Source organism: Paenibacillus naphthalenovorans, assembly GCF_001465255.1.
Taxonomy (GTDB): Bacteria; Bacillota; Bacilli; order Paenibacillales; family NBRC-103111; genus Paenibacillus_G; species Paenibacillus_G naphthalenovorans.
Window position 1 is genome coordinate 4,401,496 of sequence record NZ_CP013652.1, and the last position, 24,923, is coordinate 4,426,418.

The following is a 24,923-nucleotide window of genomic DNA, read 5'->3' on the forward strand; positions in this document are numbered from 1 at the left end:
CCCGGTGGCGCGGGCGGCGGCAAGACCGTTGTCCGGCTGTTCCGGGTCTGGTTTGGGGAGGTGAATGACAAATGAATACATCAGCCTCGGAGCGGTGGATCCCTGTGCTCATGATCCTGCCCTCAGCTATAGCCATTGCTGTGTTTGTATATGGTTTTATCGCATGGACCGGCTACGTTTCGTTTACCGATTGGAATACACTGGTGAAGAACCTGAGCTTCGCGGGTCTGAAAAACTATTCATTTTTGTTTCAGGATTTCCGGTTTCAGTCAGATTTGCGCAATACGCTGGCGTTTACGATCTTGTTTATTACAGCAACGATGGGCATCGGACTTTTGCTGGCTCTCCTGATCGATCAGAAAATTAAAGCGGAGGTGCTGTTCCGAAACATTTTCATTTTCCCAATGGCGCTGTCGTTTGTTGTTACCGGCGTTGTCTGGCAGTGGCTGCTCAACCCGTCCACGGGCTTGAACCTGATTTTGCAGTCGTTGGGCGTAACGAATGTGCCGGATTGGTATATCAGCACCAGGATCGTACCAGCGATTTCCATTGGACAAATCGAATTCGGCCTGCCGCTTGCGCTTATTGCCGTCGCCATTGCTACGGTCTGGCAGATGTCCGGATTCACGATGGCGATGTATTTGGCGGGGCTGCGCGCAATCCCGGACGACTTAAGGGAGGCGGCTCGGGTAGACGGGGCAAAGGAACGGGAAATCTGGTTTCAGATCATTCTGCCTCAATTGAAGCCGATTACGGTAAGCGTCATCATTATTCTAGGGCATATTTCGCTCAAAATCTTCGATCTCGTCTATGCGATGACCGGACCGGGCGCGATGTTCGTTACGGATGTGCCTGGCGTATATATGTTTGAGACGACGTTCCGGGGCAATCATTACGCCCAGGGCGCAGCCATATCGATGATTATGCTTGTGCTGGTGTCGCTGCTCATTGTACCTTACCTGATGGCCAGTATGCGAAAGGAGGAGTCGGCATGACGACCGCTCTGAACGCGAGACGCTGGGGGCTGTATATGCTGCTCGTTCTGCTGGCGCTCTTTTATCTGCTTCCGGTGTATGTGATGGTCACCACCAGCATCAAAGGAATGGACGAGATTACGCTCGACCAGATGTGGAAGCTTCCTTCCGGGGTTTACTTTGAGGGATATCGCGAAGCATTCAGCAAGCTGGCGCCGAATCTGTGGAACAGCCTGCTGCTCGCCGTGCCTGCCACGGTGCTCTCTGCACTGCTCGGAGCGCTGAACGGCTATGTGTTGAGCAAATGGAAGTTCCGCGGCAGCGACACATTGTTTACACTGATGCTGTTCGGGATGTTCATCCCGTATCAGAGTATTCTGATTCCGCTCATTCAATTTCTGCAGACGATCGGCCTGTACAACTCGATTCCCGGTCTGGTTTTGGTGCATGTCGTATACGGACTGCCGATTTGTACACTCATCCTGAGGAACTTCTACGCGGGCATTCCGACCGAGCTCCTTGAAGCGGCTAAAATCGACGGCAACGGATTTTTCGGTATTTTCCGCTACATCATATTTCCGCTTTCCATTACAGGATTTGTGGTCGTTGGCATTTGGCAGTTCACCAACATCTGGAATGAGTTTCTGTTTGCAGTTTCGCTTACGACCCAAAAGCAGCAGCCGATCATGGTCGCTCTGCAGAATCTGTCCGGCAGTCAGGTGGTGCAGTGGAACGTCCAAATGGCCGGCGCACTTTTGGCCGCTCTGCCGACCCTGCTGGTTTACGTGTTTCTTGGCAAATATTTCATCCGCGGCTTACTCGCGGGATCGATCAAAGGCTAAAAGAGAAATGCCCGCAGAGCACTTGCTGCCTATGCTCTGCGGGCATTTTGCTTATTTCACCTGAAACGAGCTTTTCAGCGATACGATTCGGTTGAATACCAGCTTATCGGTTGTCGTATGTTTCGGGTCTACATTGAAGTAGCCGTGGCGGAACATCTGGAACTTATCATAAGGCTTCGCGTTTTTCATGTTGTCCTCCACATAACCGTGGAGGATCTCCAATGAATTCGGGTTCACCTTGTCAAGGAATGATTCGCTCTCTTCCATGTTGTAGTCGAGAATAAGCGGCTCATACAAACGGAATTCCGCCGGCTTAGCGCTTGTAGCCTCAACCCAGTGGATCGTCCCCTTCACCTTGCGGCCGGTAAACCCGCTGCCGCTTTTGGTCTCGGGATCGTAGGTACAGCGCAGCTCAACCACGTTGCCGTCGGCATCCTTGATCACTTCTTCGCACTTGATGAAGTAAGCGTGCTTCAGGCGTACTTCATTGCCGGGGAACAGACGGTGATACCCCTTCGGCGGCTCCTCCATGAAGTCGTCCCGCTCGATGTAAATCTCACGGGAGAACGGGATCTGGCGCGTCCCCATCGCTTCGTTCTCCGGGTTGATCTCTGCATCCAGCATCTCCACTTGACCTTCCGGATAGTTGGTGATGACGACTTTTAACGGCTGCAGCACGGCCATCGTGCGCGGCGCCTTCAGCTTCAGGTCCTCACGGATAAAATGCTCCAGCAGTTTATCGTCCACCACGCTGTTGTTCGTCTTGACCACGCCGACTTCGCGGCATAACTCACGAATCGCCTCCGGTGTATAACCTTTGCGGCGCAGGCCGGAAATCGTCGGCATCCGGGGGTCGTCCCAGCCGTCCACGAGCTTCTCGTCCACAAGCTGCTTGAGCTTTCTTTTGCTCATGACGGTATTGGTCAGATTCAACCGGCCGAATTCATATTGTTGAGGCACACATTCCATTTCACATTCACGGACGACCCAATCATACAAGGGGCGATGGTCGGCAAACTCCATTGTGCAGATGGAATGAGTGACGCCCTCGATCGCATCCTCCAGCGGATGGGCATAATCGTACATCGGATAAATGCACCATTTGTCACCGGTGTTGTGATGATGAGCGTGCGAAATCCGGTACAGCACCGGGTCCCTCATGTTGATATTCGGCGAGGCCATGTCGATTTTGGCGCGGAGCACCTTCTCGCCGTTCTGGAATTCGCCCTTGCGCATCCGCTCGAACAGGTCGAGATTTTCCTCCACGCTGCGGTTCCGGTACGGGCTTTCTTTGCCGGGCTCGGTGAGCGTGCCGCGGGTTTCGCGGATTTGCTCGGCCGTCAGGTCGCATACATACGCCTTGCCCTTACGGATCAGCAGGACGGCGCGATTGTACATTTCTTCGAAAAAATCGGAGGCGAAAAACAACTTCTCCCAGTCAAAGCCGAGCCACTTTACATCTTCTTTGATCGATTCGACATACTCCGTATCTTCCTTCAGCGGATTCGTATCGTCAAAGCGCAGATGCGTCCTGCCGCCGAATTCGTCCGCCAGCTCGAAATTCAAGCAGATCGATTTGGCGTGTCCGATATGCAGATAGCCGTTGGGCTCCGGAGGAAACCGGGTCACGATTTCTTTTACTCTCCCCGCCTTTAAGTCTTCGGCCATAATCGTTTTAATATAATTGGAGGATGAAGCAGATACAGGTTTTGTTGTTTCCACAGATATCAACCTTTCTAACATGAATAACTGCAAAAATCTATTAACATCTATAATACACAAAATGAACCGCAATTATAATGGTTTTTAAGCACGAATCTATGAATTTAGGGTGCGGCAGACATATAGGGCGGCGAATTTGTACAATGACTTCAGGCCTCCCGGCCTTTCTTGCACACGCGTCTTTTGCGGTAAAGCAGCCGTCAAAATGGCGTACCTGTATGGAAATGGACTCGTCTGCTTGGCTCATGGACCGGCTTCGCAAGCTTGTGACCCGGACAAGGACAAGATACAATAACGATAACGGGTTTGGAGGTGAGCGAATGATTCGAATCGGACTTGCCGGCTGGGGGGATCATGATGAGCTTTACGAACGGAGTGTCGGGGCAAGGGATAAATTGAAGGTATACAGCCGTTATTTTTCCGTGGTGGAGGTGGACAGCTCCTTTTATGCCATACAGTCGGAAAGCACCTACGAACGGTGGGTAAACGATACCCCGTCCGATTTTTCGTTTGTTATCAAGGCCTATCAAGGCATGACCGGCCATCTTCGCGGTCCGAGCCGATTCTCCGACTCGAAGACGATGTTCGAAGCGTTCTGCAGCTCGATCCGTCCCGTGCAAGAGTCGGGCAAGCTGAAAGCGGTGCTGTTCCAGTATCCGCCATGGTTCGACTGCACGAGGATGAACGTGGAGCAGCTCCGGGAAACAAGAAAGCGGATGGATGACCTGCCCGTTGCTTTGGAATTCCGTCATCAAAGCTGGTTTTACGACGATATGAAGGAGAAAACCTTGTCCTTTATGGAGCGGGAGGGCTGGATTCACAGCATTTGTGACGAACCGCAGGCGGGGGTCGGATCTGTTCCGACCGTGTTGCATCCTACTGATCCGAATCTCACCATCGTCCGTATGCATGGCCGCAACGCAGAAGGCTGGAACCAGGGAGGCAGCCCCAATTGGCGGGAGGTGCGTTACTTATACCGGTACAATGAGGCGGAGCTGCTGGAGTGGAAAGGCCATTTGGAGCGGCTGCAGCAGCAGACGGCCGAGGTGTGCGTCATCTTCAACAACAACTCGGGAGGAGACGCGGCACACAATGCAGCCCAATTGATGAGACTGCTGGATCAGCCGACGAAACCGTTTGCGCCTCAGCAATTGGACTTGTTCTGAATCATTTCGCGCCTGACTCACCCCGTTGTCGCTGGATGCCGGGCGCGAAATGTTACGATTGACAAATCAGGGAAGCAGATTCATAATGAACATATGAATAATTGTTCATATATAAGTAAAACAAACCCATGTTATGGCATATAATAATAGAACTTGCTGATTTGCGCAGTCAGGGGGAATGCATCTTGTCTCAATCAAGCAGTCATCATCACGGACACCATCACCAACACGATCACCATGACCACCACGGCCATCATCACCATCACCATCGTCATGATCATGCCCGCGATGGCAATAAGAAAGGGCTCATCCTCGCCTTGATCATTACCACGAGCATCATGCTTCTCGAGTTTTTCGGAGGGCTTGTGACGGGAAGTCTGGCGCTGCTCTCCGACGCCGGCCATATGCTGAGCGATGCGGGATCGCTGCTTCTCAGTCTGGTAGCGATCAGCTTTGCGGCGAGACCGGCCACCTCCGGCAAAACCTATGGCTTTTACCGGGTCGAGATTCTAGCGGCGCTGTTCAATGGCGTGACATTGTTCGTTATTGCCTTTTTTATTATACAAGAAGCCTATGGCCGATTTTTGGCCCCTCCTGAAATCGCCAGCGGATCGATGATGCTGATCGCCTCCGCGGGCCTGGCCGCCAACCTGCTGAGTGCCTGGGCCTTGATGCGTAAAGGCGACGTCCGCAACAACGTCAATCTGCGCAGCGCGTATCTGCACGTGATCGGAGACGCCTTGGGCTCTGTAGGCGCCATGGCCGCGGGGTTGGTGATGCTGCTGTTCGGCTGGTATGTAGCTGATCCGATCATCAGCGTGCTGGTCGCGCTGCTGATTTTGAAGAGCGCATGGGGAGTCATTCGGCATGCGGTTCACATTCTAATGGAAGGGGCGCCTGCCCGTTTGAATTCGAAAGAGGTACAAAAGACCTTGGAGACCATAGACGGCGTGATCGATGTGCACGACCTGCATATATGGACCATTACCTCCGGGCTGGATTCACTAAGCTGCCATCTGCGTATCGAGGACGGCCGGGACAGCCAGCACATTCTGCAAAGCGCGATACAAATCATTGCATCCCGATTCCATATTCATCATACGACCATACAAGTAGAGGCTTCAGGAATTCTTCATGAGAGATGCGAGTATGAAAAAGGGGGAGGCCACTGATGGCCCGTGAATTCGACGTCTTTGTGGTTGGTTAGGGTCAGGCATGACCTTTGAAAGGCCGGAGATCGCTCCACCGCCAAGACCAACCATGGCCTTTTTTACGTAAACGGGTGATCTTATCGACGGGACCTTTTCTTAAGCCGTTCATTCCGGCATTCGCCGCACGCCGCCAAGGGTATATTTTTCAAGTACATACTTCCTCCTGACGAACCCTGCCCAACTTCGGGAAAAGGCTTCTTCATTCGCATAAATTTCACCGTTTCTTCCCACATTAACACCAACCCGATGCGACCGTTCCTTAAGACCCGGTTGCAGGAACTGAGGGAGAAAGGAGGACCCGCGAATGTCCCGTTACGATTCCAGCTTGCAGTCGCAAAATCCGATTTCGCAAGCACAAAACTCGGTGGAGAAGGCGCATAATGCCGTAAAGCAGGCAGAGTCGCATCCGTCCGGGCAGATGATTGAACAGGCCGAGGCAGCCGTGGAGAAGGCGCAACGGTCGATCGAGCAGGCGTCGCTCAGCCATAATCAAGAGCCGGTACAGCTGGCCGCCGACATGCTGGCTGAGGATGAAAGCTCTTTACACAGTTTGAAGCCAATAGAGGAGTAGCCGATGAAGCCGGGAACCGCCCGGCTTTTTTCTTTTACTTCATGCTCATAGGTCAGCTGCGGTTATCTCTGATCCGGACGTATGTACCCATTACTTCCAGGTTGTGCGGATGGCCTGTACAAGCTTTGGCGGTATCGTGTGTTTCATCGCTTTTCCGGCACCTTCTATGCTACAATGACAGTAATTGGAATAGGCTGGAGTCCTGACGGGCACACCTTGTCTATATTAATCTCCGACGAAGCGTGTTGTCTTTTATGATTATTCTCCTGCGGATGGTCGAATTTCCAGCTGCTGCACGTGGGTCACGGAGGAGCAGCTCGCCGAACAGCCTCATGCCGCAGGGTGTTTCGCTTCAAACTCGGAGTGAAAGGGAGACCAACATTCTGTTATGGCGGATCATCTAGCGAAACCGTCGGAAGAGGAAAAAGCTTGCGGGAAACGGCAGCGGTGGATCGAACTCGTCGAATCGGAGCTTTTGCCCGGGCTGACGCTGACCAGCGAGCAGCCGCACAATCCGGTTGTCGTCCACAGGTACCCGAAGCCGTGGCGGCTGGTCGGGGCGGGGAATTATGCAGGGGTGTTTGCGCACCCCTCATATCCTGACCGCGTGGTGAAGGTGTATGCACCGGGACGTGAAGGCCTGGAAGAGGAAGCGGAGGTGTACAGGCGGCTTGGAAAACATCCGGCGTTCTCCGAATGCTTACACGTGGGAGATGTCTATCTGGTGCTTCGCCGGTTGAGCGGCGTTACGCTGTATGATTGCGTCCGGCGCGCCATCCCGATTCCACGGCAGGTGATTGAAGATATCGACGACGCTTTGGCGTATGCCGTACAGAAGGGGCTCTATCCGCACGATGTTCACGGCAAGAATGTCATGATGAAAGACGGCCGGGGCATCGTGGTGGATGTCTCGGATTTTTTGCGCAAGGAGCCTTGTTCCATGTGGAACGACCTAAAAAAGGCATACGATCTGTTGTACATTCCGCCGCTTCGCCGGGTGCCGATTCCTGAATTCATATTAAACGCCGTCCGGATCGGATACCGGATGTGGAAAAAGCCGGCTCGTAATTAGGCGGACGAAACCGCGGCGGATTGGCCGCTTGTGAAATGACAATTTTCCTTTTTTGGCAGGAAAAACAAACTTGTCGGCGAAATGGTAATGAGGCGCCGATACGGCATCCGTCAATGGACGGAAGACGGGTCATTCTAAAAAGCGGGGCCAAACGGTTCGTAACAACCGTATATGAAAGCCTGCTACATGAACATGCGGCGTTCCGCACAAGATAATACGTAGTACCGTTCGTAAGCATACCTTATGCTTGTGAAATTGAAAATTTCAAGGAGGATCCCCCGATGTCCAAAAACTTAAACGAAGTGTTAAACACACAGATTGCGAACTGGAGCTTGCTGTATATCAAGCTGCACAATTACCATTGGTATGTCAAAGGCCCTCAGTTTTTCACGCTGCACGTAAAATTTGAGGAATTATATACCGAAGCTGCGCTGCATGTGGACAATCTGGCCGAGCGTCTGCTTGCGCTCAAGGGCCAGCCGGTAGCTACCATGCGTGAAATTTTGGAACTGGCGACCGTACACGAGGCAACAGGGAACGAGAATGCGGAGCAGATGGTCCGCGCTATCGCCAATGACTTCAACACGGTGGCCGCGGAGCTGAAGGAAGGAATGGCGATTGCCGAGGCGGCGGACGATGAAACGACAGGCGATATGCTGCTTGCCATTCACAGCTCGCTGGAAAAGCATACGTGGATGCTGGAATCGTTTTTGGGCAAATAAGGAGATCAAGCCAAGCGAACCTCTTCGGTCAGACGGGTTCGCTTTTTTGTGCTTCGTTTGGGTATAATGGAAACAAAAGGGATGGAGGGAAACTCATATGTTCGGACGATCATCGGTCATTTTCTTAGGATTAGCATGCGTGCTTGCTTTTAGCGGCTGCGATGCCGCCCGCCAAACCGCTCCTTCGCCGGTAAACGAAAATCCCGCTGCTCCAAACGATTCGGCATCATCTCCCATTCCGTATAAACAGGAAATTATCGCCACCGGATTGGATATCCCATGGGAGATTGAATTTGCACCGGACGGCCGTATCTTTTTTACGGAGCGCGGAGGTTCGCTGCGGCTGATCGATCAGGGAAAGCTCGTCGACGAGCCGGTGTTCCGCTTTGACGACAAGCTGTACACCCAAGGGGAAGCGGGACTGCTCGGACTTGCGCTGGACCCGAAATTTAACGAGAACCATTATATGTATGCCTATCACACGTACATGAATGGAAATCAACCGCTCAACCGGGTTGTCCGGCTGAAGGAGAGCGGAGGCAAAGCGACTCTCGACAAGGTGCTGCTGGACGGCATGCCGGGCAACCGGATTCATGACGGCGGACGCATTAAATTTGGGCCGGACGGATTACTTTATGTGACGAACGGAGATGCTGCCTCCCCATCCGTGGCGCAGGATATTGGTGTACCCGCGGGCAAAATCCTCCGTATTCACCCTGACGGTTCAATTCCGGCGGACAATCCGTTCCCGGGCTCGCCGGTGTACAGTTTCGGTCACCGCAACCCGCAAGGTCTGGCGTGGCATCCGGAGACAGGACAGCTGTACAGCTCGGAGCACGGACAATCGGCGCACGATGAGATCAATCGGATTGAGCCGGGTGCCAATTACGGATGGCCATTGGTTCAAGGCGATGAAACCGAGGCAAAGCCGGACAACAACCATACGGACAAGGCAGGTCCCGGACCGCTGATGAAGCCCATACTGCACAGCCATACCGTCACTTGGGCGCCGTCAGGTATGACGTTTATCAGTCAAGGGCCTTGGAAAGGCCATTTGCTTGTTGCGAATCTTCGCGGCACGCAGGTGCTGCATGTGGTTCTGACGGAGGATGGCAAGGGCGTGCATGCCTCGGATGCTTTGCTCAAAGGGGAGTTTGGGCGCATTCGCACAGTAACCGAAGCGCCGGACGGTTCAATCTATATTTTGACCAATAACCGCGATGGCCGAGGGAATCCGAAGGACGACGATGATAAAATCGTTCGCTTCATTCCCGCTTTCAATAAATAAACGGATGAGGATTGTGACTTAACCATGCAAGAAGAGCTGTTGGAGCTAATCAAAAGACTGCTGGGTGAACGCTTGCTGATTCAAGCGACGCTCAGCCAGGTGCGCCGCCGCGACCCGAGCGGTAACGGGTGCACGAAGGTGACGGTCAAGCCGGTGGAGCTAAAAGGTGAGCTGAACTACCAGTTCAGCTCATTTTGCGGTCCGAAGGTGTTTCATGACAACCTGCGCCCGGAAGAAGCGGAAGCAAGGTTTGCCGAGCTGTTCGCGGAGCAATTCCGCCAAGGGCTTCTGCAGACCGGGGAGGCGGATTACCAGGTGCTGATCAGCAAAAAAGGCAAGACCGGCATTCTGAAGAAACCGCCGACCAAGCAAGCGGTCGCAGCCATCACCCATAACAGGAAAAAGAATTATGTCATCGAAGAAGGGGAGCCCGTTCCCTTTCTTGTCGAGCTTGGCATCATGAATGCAGAGGGAAAGGTGTTGGCGAAGAAATACGATAAATTCCGTCAAATCAACCGTTTTTTGGAGATGATTGCTGACGTACTGCCTCATCTGCCGCAAGGGAGGACCTTGCATATGGTGGACTTCGGCTGCGGCAAATCGTATTTGACCTTCGCTCTCTACCATTACTTGAAGGTGATGCAGGGGATCGATCTGCGGGTTGTTGGCCTGGATCTTAAAGAAGATGTCATCAGCAGCTGCAGCGCGCTTGCCCAACGGCTCAGCTATGACGGCTTGCGGTTTTTGGTAGGCGACATCGCCCAATATGACGGGCTGCAGCAGGTGGATATGGTGGTGACGCTGCATGCCTGCGATACGGCGACCGATGCGGCGCTGGAGAAGGCGGTCCGCTGGGGCGCTTCGGTGATTTTGTCGGTGCCCTGCTGCCAGCATGAGCTGTTCCGGCAGGTCCGCAGCGAGGTGCTGGGGCCGCTGCTTCAGCACGGAATCTTGAAGGAACGTTTCTCGGCGCTGGCTACGGATGCGATTCGCGCCAAGCTGCTGGAGCTTCTCGGCTACCGGACACAGCTGCTTGAGTTTATCGATATGGAACACACGCCGAAAAATATTCTCATTCGCGCGGTCCGCAGCGAGAAGCCGCTGCCGCCTGCGGAGCAGGCCAAGCTGGCGGAGAGCTATATCGCCTTCCGTAACTTTCTTCAGGCGGATCTTTATTTGGAGCGTGCGATGAAGCCGGAGCTGGCAGCCTTGCTGAAGTCATAGCCGGGTGGGCGGAGAAAAGGATCATCCGCTTCCGGCTGCTTGTATTACAATAAGACAATCCTACAAAGCATTCATTCAAGAATGCATAAAATCGAGGTGCCGGGTTTTGGGGTATTTATTGCTGCTGCTGGCGACGCTGTCATGGAGCTTTGTCGGCATTTTGGTTAAATCAACGACCGGTTTTGTGGATAGTACAACCATTGCCTTTGCCCGGTTTGCGTTTGGCATTGTGTTTTTGGGAGGTCTGCTGCTCCTGAAGGACCGCGCCTTGAAGCTGAGATTTAACATGAAGTGGATATGGATCGGGGCGGCAGGGAAATGCTGCAATTATTTATTTGAAAATATCGCCTTATCGATCGGTTATTCTTACGGCAATATTCTGATCGGACCGATTCAGACGGTCATTTTGCTGGTGCTGTCGGCTTTCTGGTTTAAGGAACACGTATCGGTCAGAGGGTGGATCGCCGCGGCGCTTTGTATTGTCGGCGTCCTGTTGATCAGCTGGAACGGCCTCTCGTTATCCGAATTGCTCCAAGGCGGGATGGTGACCACGCTGTTGTATGGGCTTGCTGCTCTCGGTACGGCGTTTCACGTGCTGAGCCAAAAGGTGCTGATCAAGGAGATGGATGCAGGGAATATGAATTTCTCTGTCTTTCTGGTGTGCACGGTTCTGCTGGCGCTTCCGCTGCCCTGGACCTTTTCCTGGTCAGGCGAATTCAGCGTTTACGGCCTGCTGGCTCTGGTGCTGCTTGGGGTCATTACGGGGCTTGGCTTCTATTGGTTCTCACTCGCGCTCAAGCTGGTTTCTTTCCCCATTGCGGTCATCGTCAGCAACAGCTGGGTGCTCTTTTCGATTTTGTGGGCCTATTTGTTTTACCATGATCCGATTACGATCTATGTGATCGGCGGCGGAGGACTTTTTGTCGCCGGGCTGGTGCTGCTGAATTTGCCTCTTCGTTCGGCGGTGGAACGCCAGATATCCAGGAAAATGGCGGGGCCAAGCGGAGGGGCGGATGTAAGATGAAGGAGACTAATCAGCCTCGGGGGCCGCTTTTGACGGGATTTCCCCCGGTGGCCGATGAACGGTGCCGAATCCTGATAATCGGTTCCATGCCGGGGAAGGCGTCGCTTGACGTGGGGCAGTATTACGGGCATCCGCGCAATCATTTTTGGAGGCTTCTCTATACGCTGCTGGACGGTGGCGCCCCGGAGCCTTCTTATGAGGCCCGGATTCGGTTCGCTTTATCGCGCCGGGTGGCGCTTTGGGACGTGCTGCGGTCATGCGAACGCCAAGGCAGTCTTGATGCGGCGATCCGTCGGCCGGAAGCTAACGATTTTGAACGTTTTTATCAGCGCTGCCCGTATATTCGATTTGTTTTCTTTAACGGGAGCGCTTCGGAGCAGTTGTATCGGCGTTATGTGAAGCCTGTGGAGAAGGACGCCGCGCTTCGGTGCTACAGGCTGCTGCCGTCGTCGAGTCCGGCCCGGGCAATGACGTTCAGCGCCAAGCTGGAGGCGTGGCAGCCGCTTCGGGAGGCTTGGTTAAGTGGAGCGGAAGGATAAAAGCAGGACGAACACCCGGATCGGCTATCCCACCCGGGTGTTCGACGCTTATTCTTTTTCTTTTTGCGTGGCGCCAATCAAATTTTTCGTGGTTTTGACGTCCTCTACCGTATCGTTCACAAATTCCATGCTTTGATTTTCTGCTTCTGTAGATGCCGTTCCCTCATAGTTGCCTTGGTGCTTTTTGTTCTCCGACATGCGAGCGTCCTCCTTTCGCTTACCTGCTGCTGATTTCATGATTTAACGTGCTCCTCAATCTGGGAAAATATACTTCGGACCCGGTATCCCTTCCTTCCCGCATGGGAAAAAGGCTTCACGGGATACTAATCCGGAGACTTCGGTAAGGAGGTAGAAGACAATGGCGCGCGATAACATCCGGGTGCCTTTCGGTTACGAACCGCCTGATCCGCGGAATAAGGAACGAGGAAGTCTTTGGGTATACGATAGTTTCGAGGAATTTACGGAGCGGGATCTGGAGAAGGTTTGGGAGCTGGCCGACCGGCGAAACCTGGCCAAGACCGTATTTTACCCTCTTCATGAAGAGACGCTCCGCAGAATGGTCAAAGGCGCCTTCACGCCGCACTATCGCAGGGTGGATGCGCTCCAGGCCTTGCTTGATGCCGCCGGGACCGATCTGGATTATGTGATCGAGCGGTTTGAAAACAAACGTAAAAAATACACTCCGGTCGACACAGCCTTCCGTTTCCTCGAAGATAAATACGATGGGCCTTTCTTCGTATATGTTACTGGCGACACGGCGAATTTGCTGGCCTCTTATGATTCATTCGAAGCCTGGATCAGAAAGCTCCGCCTCTTGATATCTGGTAAGGAAGTCGGAGGAATCCAGCCGCGTTTGCTCCAGTACGAGCATCGCTGGGAATGGGTGTAAACGGATGGCCTGAAAATTGGCGGAACATGCGAACCTTATGGTGACTCTTCAACAATGACATCGATCGGTAATGGGTTTTATGAGGCCATTTTGAAGAAGGAGGGGGAACCATGGGGGGAAGAAAAAAAATCGCATGGATGGTGATCGCCGGTTTGCTGATCATCAGCTTGATCAGCGGCGCGGCTTGGATCGGTGACCAGCCGGTTTCGGCGGAAATTTCGGAGCAGGTCAAGGGCCAATTCGTTTGTCTGGACGAAGGAAACCGTAGAATCACTGTGGCCTATGAGGACATGGAGAGAACGTATCCGCTTGCAGCGGATGTGTGGGTATACCGGAATTCGCAAAAGGCGACGTTGGCGGAACTGAAGCAGGGCGATACACTGGACATCATCTTTAACAGTAAAAATCAAGCGGCTTATATCAAAGCGGCGGATCAAAGCACGGATGCAGAAGCGGCTCCTGCCGTGCCTGCAGATGCCGGTCCGGCTCCGTCCGCACAAGCAGCACCTTCGGTGGAAGCAGCTTCGCCTGCGGAAACAAAACCTGACAGTAGCGGGGGGTCTGCGCCTTCATCGGATGTGAACGCCGGTGTCTCTGCCGTGCCGCCGGCTGCTCAGCCTTCTGCAGGCAGCACACACGTTCCAATGGAGCAGGATCTCTATGCCTGGCCGTGGAAAGAGCTGGAGCTTGAACTGAAAAGCAAGGAGCTGGAGCTCAACCTGGAGCACGAGCCGAAGGGCAAAGAAGCAGAAGCGGAACTGCAGATCAAAATGAAGGATCGCTCGGTGATCCGCATGAAAGGCGCGGAGGCAGAGCACGTGCTGTTAATGTTGATGCAGGGGCTGCCCGAGGATAAAGCCGCTTGGGTGCAGGCGTTGAAGCAGCGTTTAGCAGCGGAGTTCAAACTGCGGGATGTCTCTTCCGCCAAATGGAAGCTGGATATTCAATGGAAAGACGATACCGGTGCCGTGATAATCCCTCCGGCCGAACATCCGAAATCGGAGCTCAAAGGCAAAGGAAAGGAGAAGGAGCACAACAAGGGAAAAGGGCATGACAAAGACCGCGGCAAGCACGATGACGACGATGATGACCACGACGACGATTAAAAGGTCAACATGCCTTCATCAGACACGTAGAAGGACCTGACGCTGTTCCGTCAGGTCCTTTTTTTGGTACGCCCAGCATGGGCGTCATGTTAGGGTGAGTGTCCCGAACGGGGGCTGGCGAGCGCCTACCGTAGCTGAGGGCAAGACCCTCTATGTCACGCCCCCTCCTACTCGATTGAATGATTACTCCTCGGGCGTACGGTCAAGATACAACCGAATGACCGAGGTGGAATCCCCATGCTCGATTTCCTCGCGGGAAGCTTTCTCCTCCAAAGGATCGTGAGTGTTTAAGCCCGGCGCAATGGTCGGTTCGTTATGTCTGTGTTCCGGCGTTATACGGGATTTGCGGCTTTCAGGCATGAGAATCTCCCTCTTCCGACTTGGAATAAGCGATCAGGGTAATGGCTTGTCCGGTCAGCCCGGAAAGCTTGGACTCGGCCTCCTGAATGATGCTGACCGTCTCCGATTCTGATGTTTTCGGCAAACGGGCGACTTGATAAGATTTGGTTTCGATTTTCATCGTCAAGCTCCTTCTATCGGCATTCGGATAATGTGAACTTTTCTTATCCTCTCCGATGAGAGAGTCATTCATGCATTGGTAGATCGGACCCGGAAGCTGTGATATATTGGAAGTACTGCAAAAATCGAAGGAACGGAAGGGTGGGGAAATCCGATGAGCCTCCAATGGAACCGCATGGCCGTGATGACCAGCATAGTGCTCGCCGTGCTGATTTCATCGATAGATACGACCATTATGAATACGACGATGCCGTTAATCGCCGAAGAGCTTGGAAATGTAAAGCTGTATGCGTGGAGCTTCGCTTCCTATATGATTATCTGTACGATCGTAACGCCGCTCAGCGGACGGATCTCCGATATATTCGGGAGGAAAAAAGTACTGGCCGTTGGGATCTTAATCTTTTTGGTAGGCTCCATCCTGTGCGGAATGGCATCCTCCATGCTGGAGTTGGTTCTGTACCGCGGCGTCCAAGGGCTGGGGGCCGGAGCGATGATTGCCTTTCCGGCTATTATTGCGGGCGATTTGTTCTCAGTGGAAGCGCGGGGCAAAATCCAGGCGCTTTTTACAGGTATGTGGGGATTATCGGCTGTATTGGCGCCCCTCCTGGGCAGTTTGTTTATCGAGCGATTAACATGGCGCTGGATTTTCTATATCAACATCCCGATTTGTCTGGCCTCTTTATTGCTGCTGATTCCATATCGGGAAGTATACCAGGCCCGCAAAAGCACAATCAATTATACAGGATCGCTTTTGTTCGGGTTGGGGATCGGACTTCTCCTTCTCAACACGGTGGTTGCGGAAGGCTATCTGCTGTATACCGTCCTGGGCCTGCTGTTCATGGCGCTTTTCATATGGAATGAGCGAAGGCATCCGTCCCCGATCGTACCGGTGGAGCTGATGCGAAACGGGACGGTAGCGTGGATGAATCTGAATGCCTTTTTGACCTGTGCAGCTTTATTCGGCGCTTCGAGCTACATTCCATATTATTTGCAGCACCAGGGATATTCGGTCTTTATGAGCGGGCTGGCGCTCATCGGCATGTCCGTTGGGTGGAGCCTCATGGGGGTGCCTGCAGGCAAATGGATACTGAAATTCGGCTACCGGCCGCTGCTCGTGATCGGGAATGCCCTTTTGGTTCTGTCGGGTCTGCTTTTGCTGTTTTTACCGGATCAGGGGGGCTTCTGGTTCGTTAATGGCGCCTTGCTGCTGCAGGGGATGGCCTTCGGCTTGCTGGTTACCGTTTCCGTCATCGGCTCCCAGCAGCTTGTCGATTCCCATCAGAAGGGAATTTCCACCTCGCTGCAGGTGTTTGCCCGTAATATCGGGACAGCGGCGGGAGTAACGATCATGGGGGCGCTCCTGACGAATGCTCCCGAATTTATGACCGGGATACACCGGCTGTTCCTTTATGGCTTCATTGTCGCGCTGGTCGCACTAGCTTCCACTCTTTTTCTGTTTATGAAGCACGAAAACGCAGGTATGCCTGCCAAAAAGCCCGGCGAACTCTAAGTTAATCGTCGCTCTTTCGATCTTTCCTTTCTTCCTTAGCTCTTCTTTCTTCGCGTTTGGGCTTGCGATCTTCTTCGTCACGGTACATATTTTGCCGCTTGGATGGCTTGGCTTGCAGTTGGGCTTGCTGTGCGGCAAGCACTTCATCCGGGACAGGGAACGGGGTGACCGGCACATCCTTTAACGCCCGGGTCATGATTTCACGAAAGAGCACCGCTGGCACCGCACCGCCCGAGGTCGTCAGGTAATGATTCTGATCGGTCTTGTCGTACCCGAGCCAGATCGCGGCGGTCAGCTCGGGTGTAAATCCTACGAACCATGCATCTTTCGCCCCGTTGCCGCCAATCCTTGCAAATTCAGGGGTATCCGGCAGCTGGGTCGTGCCTGTCTTCCCCGCCGTGGGGCGTCCGTCAAGAAGCGCAGCCGCTTGGCCCGTTCCGACGGCTACGGCTTCCTGCAGAAGCTGCGTCATCGTATAAGCATGGACGGGAGCCGTGAGCATTGTCCTCTGCGGTACGGCTTCGACCAAGGGATGCCCGTCCTTGGTTGTGATCCGTGTGATGGCGTGGGCCCGTTCCATCACCCCTTGATTGGCGATGGCGCCGTAGGCCTGTGCCATCTGCAGGGGGGAGACGCCCGCGGACAGACCGCCGAGAGCCAGGCTCAAGTTGCGGTCTTTCTCCGGCAGGTCGATGCCGGCCCGGCGTACATAGTCCAGCCCCGCATCGATCCCGATTTCGTTCAGGAGCCAGACGGGAGGGATGTTCCACGAGCGCAGTACGGCCTCCCGCAATGTAACCTGCCCGCGCGTCTGTCCATCCCAGTTGCTGGGCCGGTAGCCTCCGATGTCGAGCCGGCCATCGTAAAGCAGCGAGTCGGGAGTGTACCCGCGTTCGAGCGCAGGGCCGTAAACAGCCAGCGGCTTGAACGTAGAGCCTGGCTGGCGCTTCAGCTTCGTAGCGCGGTTGAAGCCGCGGTATACCTGATCCCCGCGTGCCCCGACGATGGCCCGAATGCCGCCGGTACGATGATCGAGCACGACGACTCCGCTTTGAACAGGCCGATCCCCCGGACCTGCGGGAAACAGCGCATCGGTGCGATACACTTCTTCGGCAGCCTGCTGCACCTTCACATCCATTGTCGTATGAATGCGGAGTCCCAGCGTCAGTATTTGCTGCTCCGTGAAGCCGTACAGCCTCTCCGCTTCATCCATCACATAATCGACGAAGGAGGGATATCGTCCCTTGAGCGATTCTCCATTGTCGGGTTTGAGCGCAATCGGCTGATTGACGGTTTGCGCGTAAGTCGCTTCGTCAATGGTCCCCTGTTCCAGCATCAAGGAAAGAACCAGATTGCGGCGTTCCAAGGCTTTATCCGGATTTTTGACAGGCGAGTAGAGCGTCGGCGCCTTCGGCAGCCCGGCGAGCAGAGCCGATTCCGCCAGTGTCAGTTCTTTAACCGGCTTGCCGAAATATTGCCGGGCCGCTCCTTCCACGCCCCAGCGTCCTTCTCCATAATAGATGCTGTTTAAGTACAGCTCCAAGATTTCATCCTTGCTGTAGGCAAAATTGATTTTGATGGCGTAGCCCAATTCTTTCACTTTCCGGCTGAGCGTTTTATCCGAATCCAGGAACAGGTTTTTGGCCAGCTGCTGTGTAATCGTGCTGCCGCCTTCCTTCAGGGAGCCCGACTGCAGATCGCGGATCAGCGCCCTCCCGATCGACCAGAGATCGAATCCCGCGTGTTCATAGAAGCGGCGATCTTCCACGGCGATCACGGCGTTTTTCAGGTCTGCCGGAATCTCCTCAAGCGGCACAGGGATGATGCGCGAGGAGGAAAGCTGGGAAACCGGCTGTTCGCCGGCATCCATCACGAAGCTCGGCTCGGGAAGCGGATGCTCGAGCTTGCTGATGTCCAAGCCGCGAACCCACAATGCGAACAGACCGATGAAGGATGTACCGGCCAAAAACAGCAGCAGAGCACTCCACAGCAGCATCCGGCGCTTGACCCTCCACTTCCCGGATTTTGCGACTTTAGACGGTGCTTCTGTTTCCGGTCCAGCGATATCCGTCTTGTTCTGCTTTTGTTCCGGTTTCACGGCAGGTCCCTGGGAACTGCTAGCCCCCTGCGATTTTCCGGCTGTTTTGCCCCAAGCGGCACGTGCGGCCTGAAGCGCCTGCTTATGGTTCCTTTCAGGGGAACCGGACGGATTATGCCTCACACCGGATGGCTTTTGGAGGGAGGCCGACGGTTTGGATTCTTTAGGGTTCCGGCTCAACCAGCCATTTATCGGTGAACGTTTCATTCCATCTATACCCCTTTCTATCTCTGCTAACCTATTCGCAGCCACCCCCCTATTTAAGCTGGTGGACGGGCTGAAAAACGGAAAACCGTGACACGGGTTTCGGAAATTTGATACGGGAAACCGGCATGATATAATAAAGCAATGAAAAATGCCAATGATATGCGGAAGTAGGGTTTTCATGCGAATTAACAAGTTTATAAGCGAAACGGGTTTTTGTTCCCGTCGTGAAGTGGATAAATTGATCGAAGCGAAGCGCGTGACCATTAACGGCAAGCTGGCGGAGCTGGGAACTCAAGTAAACGAGGGCGATGAAGTACGGATTGACGGGAAAAGAGTGGGTGCTAAAAAGAAGCATGTGTACATCGCACTAAACAAGCCGGTGGGCATTACCAGTACGACGGAGCGGCATATCCGAGGCAATATCGTGGATTTCGTGGGGCATCGGGAGCGGATTTTTCCGATCGGGCGGCTCGATAAGGATTCCGAAGGGCTTATTTTGCTGACCAATGACGGGGATATCGTCAATAAAATTTTGCGTTCGGAATACGAGCACGAAAAAGAATATATCGTTACGGTGGATAAGCCGATCACGCCGATGTTTGTTCAGGGCATGTCCGGCGGCGTCCGCATTCTCGGAACCGTGACTAAGCCGTGTCGGATCACACGTCTGGACGATCGTACGTTCCGCATTATTTTGACCCAAGGACTCAACCGGCAGATCAGGCGGATGTGCGCGGCTTTCGGATATGAGGTGCGAAAGCTGAAGAGGGTGCGTATCATGAATATCAAGCTTGGCGATTTGCCGTTAGGGCGGTGGCGCGATCTCAAGCCTGATGAGCTGGAAGCTTTGTTTCGTCAGATCGGGCATGAAGCTCATACGTGACGGATTCAGGCACCTGAATTTTGTAATCTGTCTTGGGAGGCAAGCGGCGACAAGACGCCGTTTACTTCCACGATGCGGCTCAACAAGCCGATTTCGAGTCCCGGAAGCGTTAGGTGCCGGGGCTCTTTTCAACAATAAAGATTTTTCCCCGGCCAGTGTCTTCTCACCTAAACCAGTTGTTGACGACCCCGACTAAATCCCCGTTTCCATAATTTACAATCTAAGATAAAATAAAATATAACATTGTCCAAGCCGGATGAATGGCCTGTCAACCTTGAGGTATCGGATGAAGCACCGCATTGCGGTATTCCGTAGGCGAAGCCTGATAATGCCGTTTAAACTGCTTGGAGAAATATAACGGATCCTGGAAGCCGACCGACGAGGCGATCTGTTCGACGGTAAGCTCTGGCCGTTCCCGAAGCAGGTGGCGCGCCTTATCCAGCCGCAACCGCAGCAGAAACGTTACGGGGGTCAGCCCGGTATGCTTTTTGAACAACGTCGACAAATACGCGCGGTTGTAGCCCAGCGTTTCGGCCATCAGCTCGATGGTGATCGGCTCGGCATACTGGGCGGTCAAATATTGCAGCGCCTGTTGTACCGTCTGCTCTCCGCCTGTGGTTTGTCTGGGCATGCTCGCCTGCTGCGGACGAAGGGCTTCGGCGTACTCCGCGAACAGCAGATGAAGCAACCCGTTCGCCCGGAGATTGGCGCCGGCGCTGCGGGATTGAAAGGCAAGCTGAATCTGGCGATACAACGCGCCGATCTTTCGCCTGCGACCGGTATGGACGATGGGGGCAAGCGAGCTGAGGCCGATGTCTTGCAGCATCATGGACGCTTGGGGACCCTCAAAGGCAATCCAGCAATAATGCCAAGGCTCATCCCAATCCGCCGCGTAATGAATCAGCTGGCCCGGCTCGATCAGGAAGCTGTCCCCTGCGCCGAGCTGATAGGTTCGTCCCATACAAGCATATGTTCCTTTCCCGGACAAGATGTGATGAATAAGATAATAGTCGACGACCTTCGGACCCGGTTTGTGCCCGGGCCTGGTTTGGCTGTTGCCGGAGAACAGCACCGTCAGCGGGCTGCCTTCCGTCGGAGTCTCCGGGTTCGAAACGACGTAATAGCTATAGGTCCGTTTGGCTGATGAGGAAACGGGCATTAGAAGGGCTGCCTCCTTTGCTGTGGATTGAAATGTATTCCGCAGTATGCAAACGATCCATGTTTGCATGGCGCACGGCGGAGCGTTCCGATCCGCTTCGGTCAAGCCGTCAGCGGAAAGGGGGTACAACACGCTCCGGAACCTCTTATTTATGGTTACATTATACCATGTCATGGGCAGCGGACCCGCAATAATCTAACATTTATCCATATCAAGCTTACATCCTTCCATAGTGTCGGCGGAAGCGTCCGCGTTATACTTGAGGCATAGATTGATCAGAACAACAATGGATTTTTCCAATATACTATGGTAAACGAGGTGAAGCCCTCATGACAGAAATCCAAGCATTGAAGGAGCAGTTCGTAAAGCTTTACGGGGCTGGAGATTCCCGTCCGATTCGGGTGTTTCATGCCCCGGGGCGCGTGAATCTGATCGGTGAGCATACGGATTACAACGGGGGCTGCGTATTGCCTGCGGCACTTACCTTCGGGACGACGATGCTGATTCGCAAGCGGGCCGACGGGCAAGTGGGTTTGGCTTCGATGAATTTCCCTCTCCGCAAACATATTTCCATTCAAGGTTTGGTATACAACCAGGAAGACGGCTGGATCAATTATCCCAAAGGGATTATTCGTGGGCTGCAAGAGAAGGGCGTAGCTGTCGGAGGGTATGATATCCTTTACAGCGGTGCGATTCCGAACGGGTCCGGCTTGTCTTCCTCGGCTTCCATCGAAGTGGTGACGGCTTACGGTCTGCTGTCCATGGAAGAACAGCCCGCGGACAAGGTTGACATTGCTCTTTTGTCGCAGAAGGCCGAAAATACGTTTGTTGGCGTGCAGTGCGGGATCATGGATCAATTCGCAGTGGCCATGGGGAAGAAGGATCACGCGATTCTGCTGATGTGCGATACGCTGGAATATCGGCATGTGCCTTTTGAAACCGGCGTCTATAGGCTGGTGATCGGCAACACCAATAAGAAACGCGGGCTCGTCGATTCCAAATATAACGAAAGGCGCACCCAATGTGAGCTGGCGGTACGTGATTTGCAAGCGCTGCATCCGGGACTAACGCTGCTCGGACAGCTGTCGTTGGAACAATTTGAGGAGGCCAAGCATCTCATTGAGGATGAAACCGTGAAGAAACGGGCACAGCACGTAGTGGAAGAAATCGACCGTGTGCAGCAGTCCATTAAGGTGTTGGAACAAGGTGATTTGGAAGCGTTCGGGGGACTCATGACGGATTCCCATCGCTCCCTGCAAGACTTGTACGAGGTGACGGGCCCGGAGCTTGATACGATGGTGGAGTCGGCGCTTCAGGTTCCAGGCGTGCTCGGGTCGCGAATGACCGGTGCCGGCTTCGGAGGCTGTACCGTATCCCTTGTGCATCAGGACAGCGTAGAGCGGTTCATCGAAGAGGTCGGCCGCGAATATTTGAGAAAAACCGGCTTGCATCCGGACTTCTATGTATGTGACATTGGAGATGGAGTCAAGGAAATATAGAAGAGAGTCGCCCATGGGGAGACGGAAGGAGAGAAACATGGCTATTTTGGTTACTGGTGGAGCGGGCTACATCGGTTCGCATACGGTGGCGGAGCTGCTGGCAAAAGAAGAAGAGGTCGTGGTGGTCGATAATTTGCAGCAAGGGCATCGCGATGCGGTGCTCGGCGGAAAACTGTATGTGGGAGACATTCGTGATGCGGAGTTTTTGGATTCGGTATTTAGAGAAAATGACATTGATGCGGTGATTCACTTCGCAGCAAATTCGCTTGTCAGCGAAAGCATGCAGAAGCCTGGTAAATATTATCACAATAATGTTTACGGGACTTTATGCCTCCTGGAAAAAATGAACGAATATGGCGTGAAAAAAATCGTCTTTTCATCTACTGCAGCCACCTACGGAGAGCCGGAAAACATCCCGATTCTCGAAACCGATCGAACGCTTCCGACCAACACTTACGGGGAAACGAAGCTGGCGATGGAAAAAATGATGCATTGGTTCGATACGGCCCACGGGATCAAATATGTATCCCTGCGTTATTTTAATGCCGCAGGTGCGCATGAAGGGGGCCAAATCGGAGAGGACCACACGCCAGAGACGCATCTGATTCCGATTATTCTGCAGGTGGCGTTGGGTCAGCGGCCCCACATTTCCATCTTTGGTGATGACTATGCGACGCCCGACGGCACGTGCATCCGTGATTATATTCACGTCAGCGACCTGGCGGATGCGCATATCCTCGCGGTGGAGAAGCTGCGTCGGGGCGGGGAAAGCAGCGTATACAATCTCGGTAATGGCCGAGGCTTCTCTGTGAAGGAAGTTATCGATATCGCACGTGAAGTGACGGGGCACCCGATTCCTGCCGTCATGGAAGCGCGCCGCGCCGGAGATCCGGCCATTCTGGTCGCTTCCTCGGAACGTATGAAAGCCGAGCTGGGGTGGAAGCCGAAACGGGACATCCTTACGCAAATCATTGCCTCTGCGTGGAAATGGCATCGGACACATCCGAACGGCTACGGCAAATAAGACTGGAAGTGGGGACCACAGCTTAGAAGGGGGAGGGATGACAATGGAATATAACCAAACGGAAACGGGCTGCAGCACTTCCGATCGAAAGGCGGCTTACCTGGTGGAACGCTTGCTTCAGTTCGGATTGGCGCAGAAGCTGCTTGAGCCGCTGGATGTTTACGCGGCGCGCAACGGATTGCTCGATTTGCTTCGCATTGCCGAGCCTTATACGGGAGAGCTGAGGGAGCCTGCCGCAGACAGTCCTGCAGAGCTGCTTGAACCGCTGCTGGATTACGCGGCCGAAACGGGGATATTGGAAGAAAACCATACGACGCTGCGCGATTTAATGGATTCCCGTATCATGGGCCAACTGATGCCGCGGCAGTCGGAGCTGGCAGAGCGGTTTTGGACTATAGCGAGGAGGGACGGAGTAGAGCGGGCGACGGACTTTTTCTATAAGCTGTGTATCGATTCCAACTATATTCGTATGGACCGGATCCGTAAAAATCTGTATTGGCTTGCACCGACGGAGTATGGAGACCTGGAAATCACCGTTAATCTCTCCAAGCCGGAGATGGACCCCAAAACCATCGCGATGCTCAAAAATGCCCCTCAAAGCCATTATCCCCGGTGCCTGCTCTGTGTAGAGAACGTGGGTTATGCGGGAAGGTTGAATCACCCTGCCAGGCAGAATTTGCGGGTTATTCCGCTTGAGCTGTTGGGTGAAACGTGGTATTTCCAATATTCGCCTTATGTGTATTATCATGAGCACAGTATTATTTTCGACGGGTTGCACCGGCCGATGAAAATGACAAAGATGACCCTCGGGCGGCTGCTTGACTTCGTTGACCGGTTTCCACACTATTTTATCGGCTCGAATGCCGATCTGCCGATCGTGGGCGGATCGATTCTGAATCACGACCATTTTCAAGGCGGCCGTCACCGATTTCCGATGGAACGGGCGGAGGTGGAGGAAAGCTTCAGCCATCCGGACTTTGCAGGAGTGAAGCTCGGCATCGTCCATTGGCCCATGTCGGTCATCCGCCTCTCAAGCCGTGACCGGGAGCTTCTGCTGAAGCTTGCCGCTATGGTTTTGGAGCGCTGGAAGGAATATAGCGATCCCTCACAAGACATCAAAGCCTACTCCGAGCAAGAGGGGACGAAGGTGCCGCACAATACCGTGACTCCCATTGCCCGCAAAAATGCAAGCGGCGATTACGAGCTGGATCTTGTGCTGCGCAACAACCGAACCAGTGCGGAGCATCCGGAAGGTATTTTCCACCCGCATCGGGAACTGCATCATATTAAGAAGGAAAACATCGGCTTGATTGAGGTCATGGGTCTGGCGGTGCTGCCGGGACGTTTAAAGGACGAACTGGAACTGGCAGCAAGATTGCTGACCGGAGAGACAGCGTTGGACGAGCGGATGATGCTGGACCCCGGGCATCCGCTGCACAAGCATAAAGCTTGGCTGAAGGAACTGGTTGAACGCTACGGCACGGCATTGCCGGACGAGAAGGCTGCAGAAGTGCTTCGGAACGAAGTGGGCCGCAAATTTTTGAATGTGCTCCAGGATGCGGGCGTATATAAGCTGGATGCGCATGGCCGTCAAGGCTTCCGCCGTTTCCTGAGGCACTTGGGAGTCCAATAGGGAGGTTTGATGCCTGACCGCTCATGGAAACGGTCAGGATT

General features: G+C 53.8%; 24 protein-coding genes. 18 read left to right on the forward strand and 6 right to left on the reverse strand.

Annotated features, from left to right (window positions below; genetic code table 11):
- Positions 1-71 precede the first annotated feature (71 nt).
- Both IJ22_RS21585 and IJ22_RS21590 read left to right on the forward strand, forming a co-directional pair.
- Entirely contained in the window at positions 72-995 is a 924-nt protein-coding gene (locus IJ22_RS21585) for a carbohydrate ABC transporter permease (protein WP_062410273.1), read from the forward strand.
- A complete protein-coding gene (locus IJ22_RS21590) occupies positions 992-1,816 on the forward strand; it encodes a carbohydrate ABC transporter permease (protein WP_054817018.1) in 825 nt (274 codons plus the stop codon). The genes IJ22_RS21585 and IJ22_RS21590 overlap by 4 nt, the downstream gene beginning before the upstream one ends.
- A 51-nt stretch (positions 1,817-1,867) precedes the next feature.
- Here IJ22_RS21590 and IJ22_RS21595 read toward each other — a convergent pair whose 3' ends face one another.
- Positions 1,868-3,559 (reverse strand): glutamine--tRNA ligase/YqeY domain fusion protein, encoded by a 1,692-nt coding sequence (locus tag IJ22_RS21595; protein ID WP_062411103.1) that lies wholly within the window; start codon positions 3,557-3,559, stop codon positions 1,868-1,870.
- A 299-nt stretch (positions 3,560-3,858) separates the two neighbouring features.
- On the opposite strand from IJ22_RS21595, the gene IJ22_RS21600 reads away from it, so the two are divergent.
- From IJ22_RS21600 to IJ22_RS21640, 9 genes are all read left to right on the forward strand, one after another.
- Positions 3,859-4,704: a DUF72 domain-containing protein gene (locus IJ22_RS21600; RefSeq protein WP_062410274.1), complete on the forward strand. Its 846-nt coding sequence runs from the start codon at positions 3,859-3,861 to the stop codon at positions 4,702-4,704.
- Between the two features lie 185 nt (positions 4,705-4,889).
- A complete protein-coding gene (locus tag IJ22_RS21605) occupies positions 4,890-5,876 on the forward strand; it encodes a cation diffusion facilitator family transporter (protein ID WP_062410275.1) in 987 nt (328 codons plus the stop codon).
- Between the two features lie 343 nt (positions 5,877-6,219).
- Positions 6,220-6,486 (forward strand): hypothetical protein, encoded by a 267-nt coding sequence (locus IJ22_RS21610; RefSeq protein ID WP_062410276.1) that lies wholly within the window; start codon positions 6,220-6,222, stop codon positions 6,484-6,486.
- Positions 6,487-6,874: 388 nt separating this feature from the next.
- A complete protein-coding gene (locus IJ22_RS21615) occupies positions 6,875-7,558 on the forward strand; it encodes a serine/threonine protein kinase (RefSeq protein ID WP_217437425.1) in 684 nt (227 codons plus the stop codon).
- Between the two features lie 281 nt (positions 7,559-7,839).
- On the forward strand, positions 7,840-8,280 hold the full coding sequence (locus tag IJ22_RS21620; protein WP_054817020.1) for a Dps family protein: 441 nt from the start codon (positions 7,840-7,842) through the stop codon (positions 8,278-8,280).
- 97 nt (positions 8,281-8,377) lie between these two features.
- Positions 8,378-9,568 carry a PQQ-dependent sugar dehydrogenase gene (locus IJ22_RS21625; RefSeq protein ID WP_062410277.1) on the forward strand — a complete coding sequence of 397 codons (1,191 nt, stop codon included), beginning with the start codon at positions 8,378-8,380 and terminating at the stop codon, positions 9,566-9,568.
- 24 nt (positions 9,569-9,592) lie between these two features.
- Positions 9,593-10,792, forward strand: coding sequence for a class I SAM-dependent methyltransferase (locus IJ22_RS21630; protein ID WP_062410278.1), 1,200 nt, complete (start codon positions 9,593-9,595; stop codon positions 10,790-10,792).
- Between the two features lie 106 nt (positions 10,793-10,898).
- A complete protein-coding gene (locus tag IJ22_RS21635) occupies positions 10,899-11,816 on the forward strand; it encodes a DMT family transporter (protein WP_062411105.1) in 918 nt (305 codons plus the stop codon).
- Positions 11,813-12,355: a DNA-deoxyinosine glycosylase gene (locus IJ22_RS21640; protein ID WP_062410279.1), complete on the forward strand. Its 543-nt coding sequence runs from the start codon at positions 11,813-11,815 to the stop codon at positions 12,353-12,355. Before IJ22_RS21635 ends, IJ22_RS21640 begins: the two co-directional genes overlap by 4 nt.
- Positions 12,356-12,403: 48 nt before the next feature.
- Here IJ22_RS21640 and IJ22_RS26585 read toward each other — a convergent pair whose 3' ends face one another.
- Positions 12,404-12,553 carry a hypothetical protein gene (locus tag IJ22_RS26585; RefSeq protein WP_171006007.1) on the reverse strand — a complete coding sequence of 50 codons (150 nt, stop codon included), beginning with the start codon at positions 12,551-12,553 and terminating at the stop codon, positions 12,404-12,406.
- Positions 12,554-12,713: 160 nt separating this feature from the next.
- Between IJ22_RS26585 and IJ22_RS21645 the strand changes: the two genes are divergently transcribed.
- Together IJ22_RS21645 and IJ22_RS21650 are read left to right on the forward strand one after the other, a co-directional pair.
- Positions 12,714-13,244, forward strand: a complete 531-nt coding sequence (locus IJ22_RS21645) for a hypothetical protein (RefSeq protein ID WP_062410280.1) — start codon at positions 12,714-12,716, stop codon at positions 13,242-13,244.
- A gap of 110 nt (positions 13,245-13,354) precedes the next feature.
- Positions 13,355-14,350 (forward strand): hypothetical protein, encoded by a 996-nt coding sequence (locus tag IJ22_RS21650; protein ID WP_062410281.1) that lies wholly within the window; start codon positions 13,355-13,357, stop codon positions 14,348-14,350.
- 183 nt (positions 14,351-14,533) lie between these two features.
- On the opposite strand, the gene IJ22_RS26590 is transcribed toward IJ22_RS21650, so the two are convergent.
- Positions 14,534-14,710, reverse strand: coding sequence for a hypothetical protein (locus tag IJ22_RS26590; protein WP_171006006.1), 177 nt, complete (start codon positions 14,708-14,710; stop codon positions 14,534-14,536).
- Positions 14,703-14,870: a hypothetical protein gene (locus IJ22_RS21655; RefSeq protein ID WP_235594192.1), complete on the reverse strand. Its 168-nt coding sequence runs from the start codon at positions 14,868-14,870 to the stop codon at positions 14,703-14,705. The genes IJ22_RS26590 and IJ22_RS21655 overlap by 8 nt, the downstream gene beginning before the upstream one ends.
- A 153-nt stretch (positions 14,871-15,023) precedes the next feature.
- Here IJ22_RS21655 and IJ22_RS21660 point away from each other — a divergent pair, with 153 nt between their 5' ends.
- Positions 15,024-16,379, forward strand: a complete 1,356-nt coding sequence (locus IJ22_RS21660) for an MFS transporter (protein WP_062410282.1) — start codon at positions 15,024-15,026, stop codon at positions 16,377-16,379.
- Position 16,380: 1 nt separating this feature from the next.
- On the opposite strand, the gene IJ22_RS21665 is transcribed toward IJ22_RS21660, so the two are convergent.
- Positions 16,381-18,684, reverse strand: coding sequence for a transglycosylase domain-containing protein (locus IJ22_RS21665; protein ID WP_235594193.1), 2,304 nt, complete (start codon positions 18,682-18,684; stop codon positions 16,381-16,383).
- Positions 18,685-18,862: 178 nt separating this feature from the next.
- On the opposite strand from IJ22_RS21665, the gene rluF reads away from it, so the two are divergent.
- On the forward strand, positions 18,863-19,567 hold the full coding sequence (gene rluF / locus IJ22_RS21670; RefSeq protein WP_054817023.1) for a 23S rRNA pseudouridine(2604) synthase RluF: 705 nt from the start codon (positions 18,863-18,865) through the stop codon (positions 19,565-19,567).
- 268 nt (positions 19,568-19,835) lie between these two features.
- Here rluF and IJ22_RS21675 read toward each other — a convergent pair whose 3' ends face one another.
- Positions 19,836-20,726, reverse strand: a complete 891-nt coding sequence (locus tag IJ22_RS21675; protein WP_062410283.1) for an AraC family transcriptional regulator — start codon at positions 20,724-20,726, stop codon at positions 19,836-19,838.
- A 329-nt stretch (positions 20,727-21,055) separates the two neighbouring features.
- On the opposite strand from IJ22_RS21675, the gene IJ22_RS21680 reads away from it, so the two are divergent.
- Genes IJ22_RS21680 through IJ22_RS21690 form a run of 3 tightly spaced genes read left to right on the forward strand, consistent with a single transcriptional unit; the run spans position 21,056 to position 24,882 of the window.
- A complete protein-coding gene (locus IJ22_RS21680; RefSeq protein WP_062410284.1) occupies positions 21,056-22,225 on the forward strand; it encodes a galactokinase in 1,170 nt (389 codons plus the stop codon).
- Between the two features lie 37 nt (positions 22,226-22,262).
- A complete protein-coding gene (galE, locus tag IJ22_RS21685) occupies positions 22,263-23,249 on the forward strand; it encodes a UDP-glucose 4-epimerase GalE (RefSeq protein ID WP_062410285.1) in 987 nt (328 codons plus the stop codon).
- A 43-nt stretch (positions 23,250-23,292) separates the two neighbouring features.
- Entirely contained in the window at positions 23,293-24,882 is a 1,590-nt protein-coding gene (locus tag IJ22_RS21690; protein WP_062410286.1) for a UDP-glucose--hexose-1-phosphate uridylyltransferase, read from the forward strand.
- The last annotated feature ends 41 nt before the right edge of the window (positions 24,883-24,923 follow it).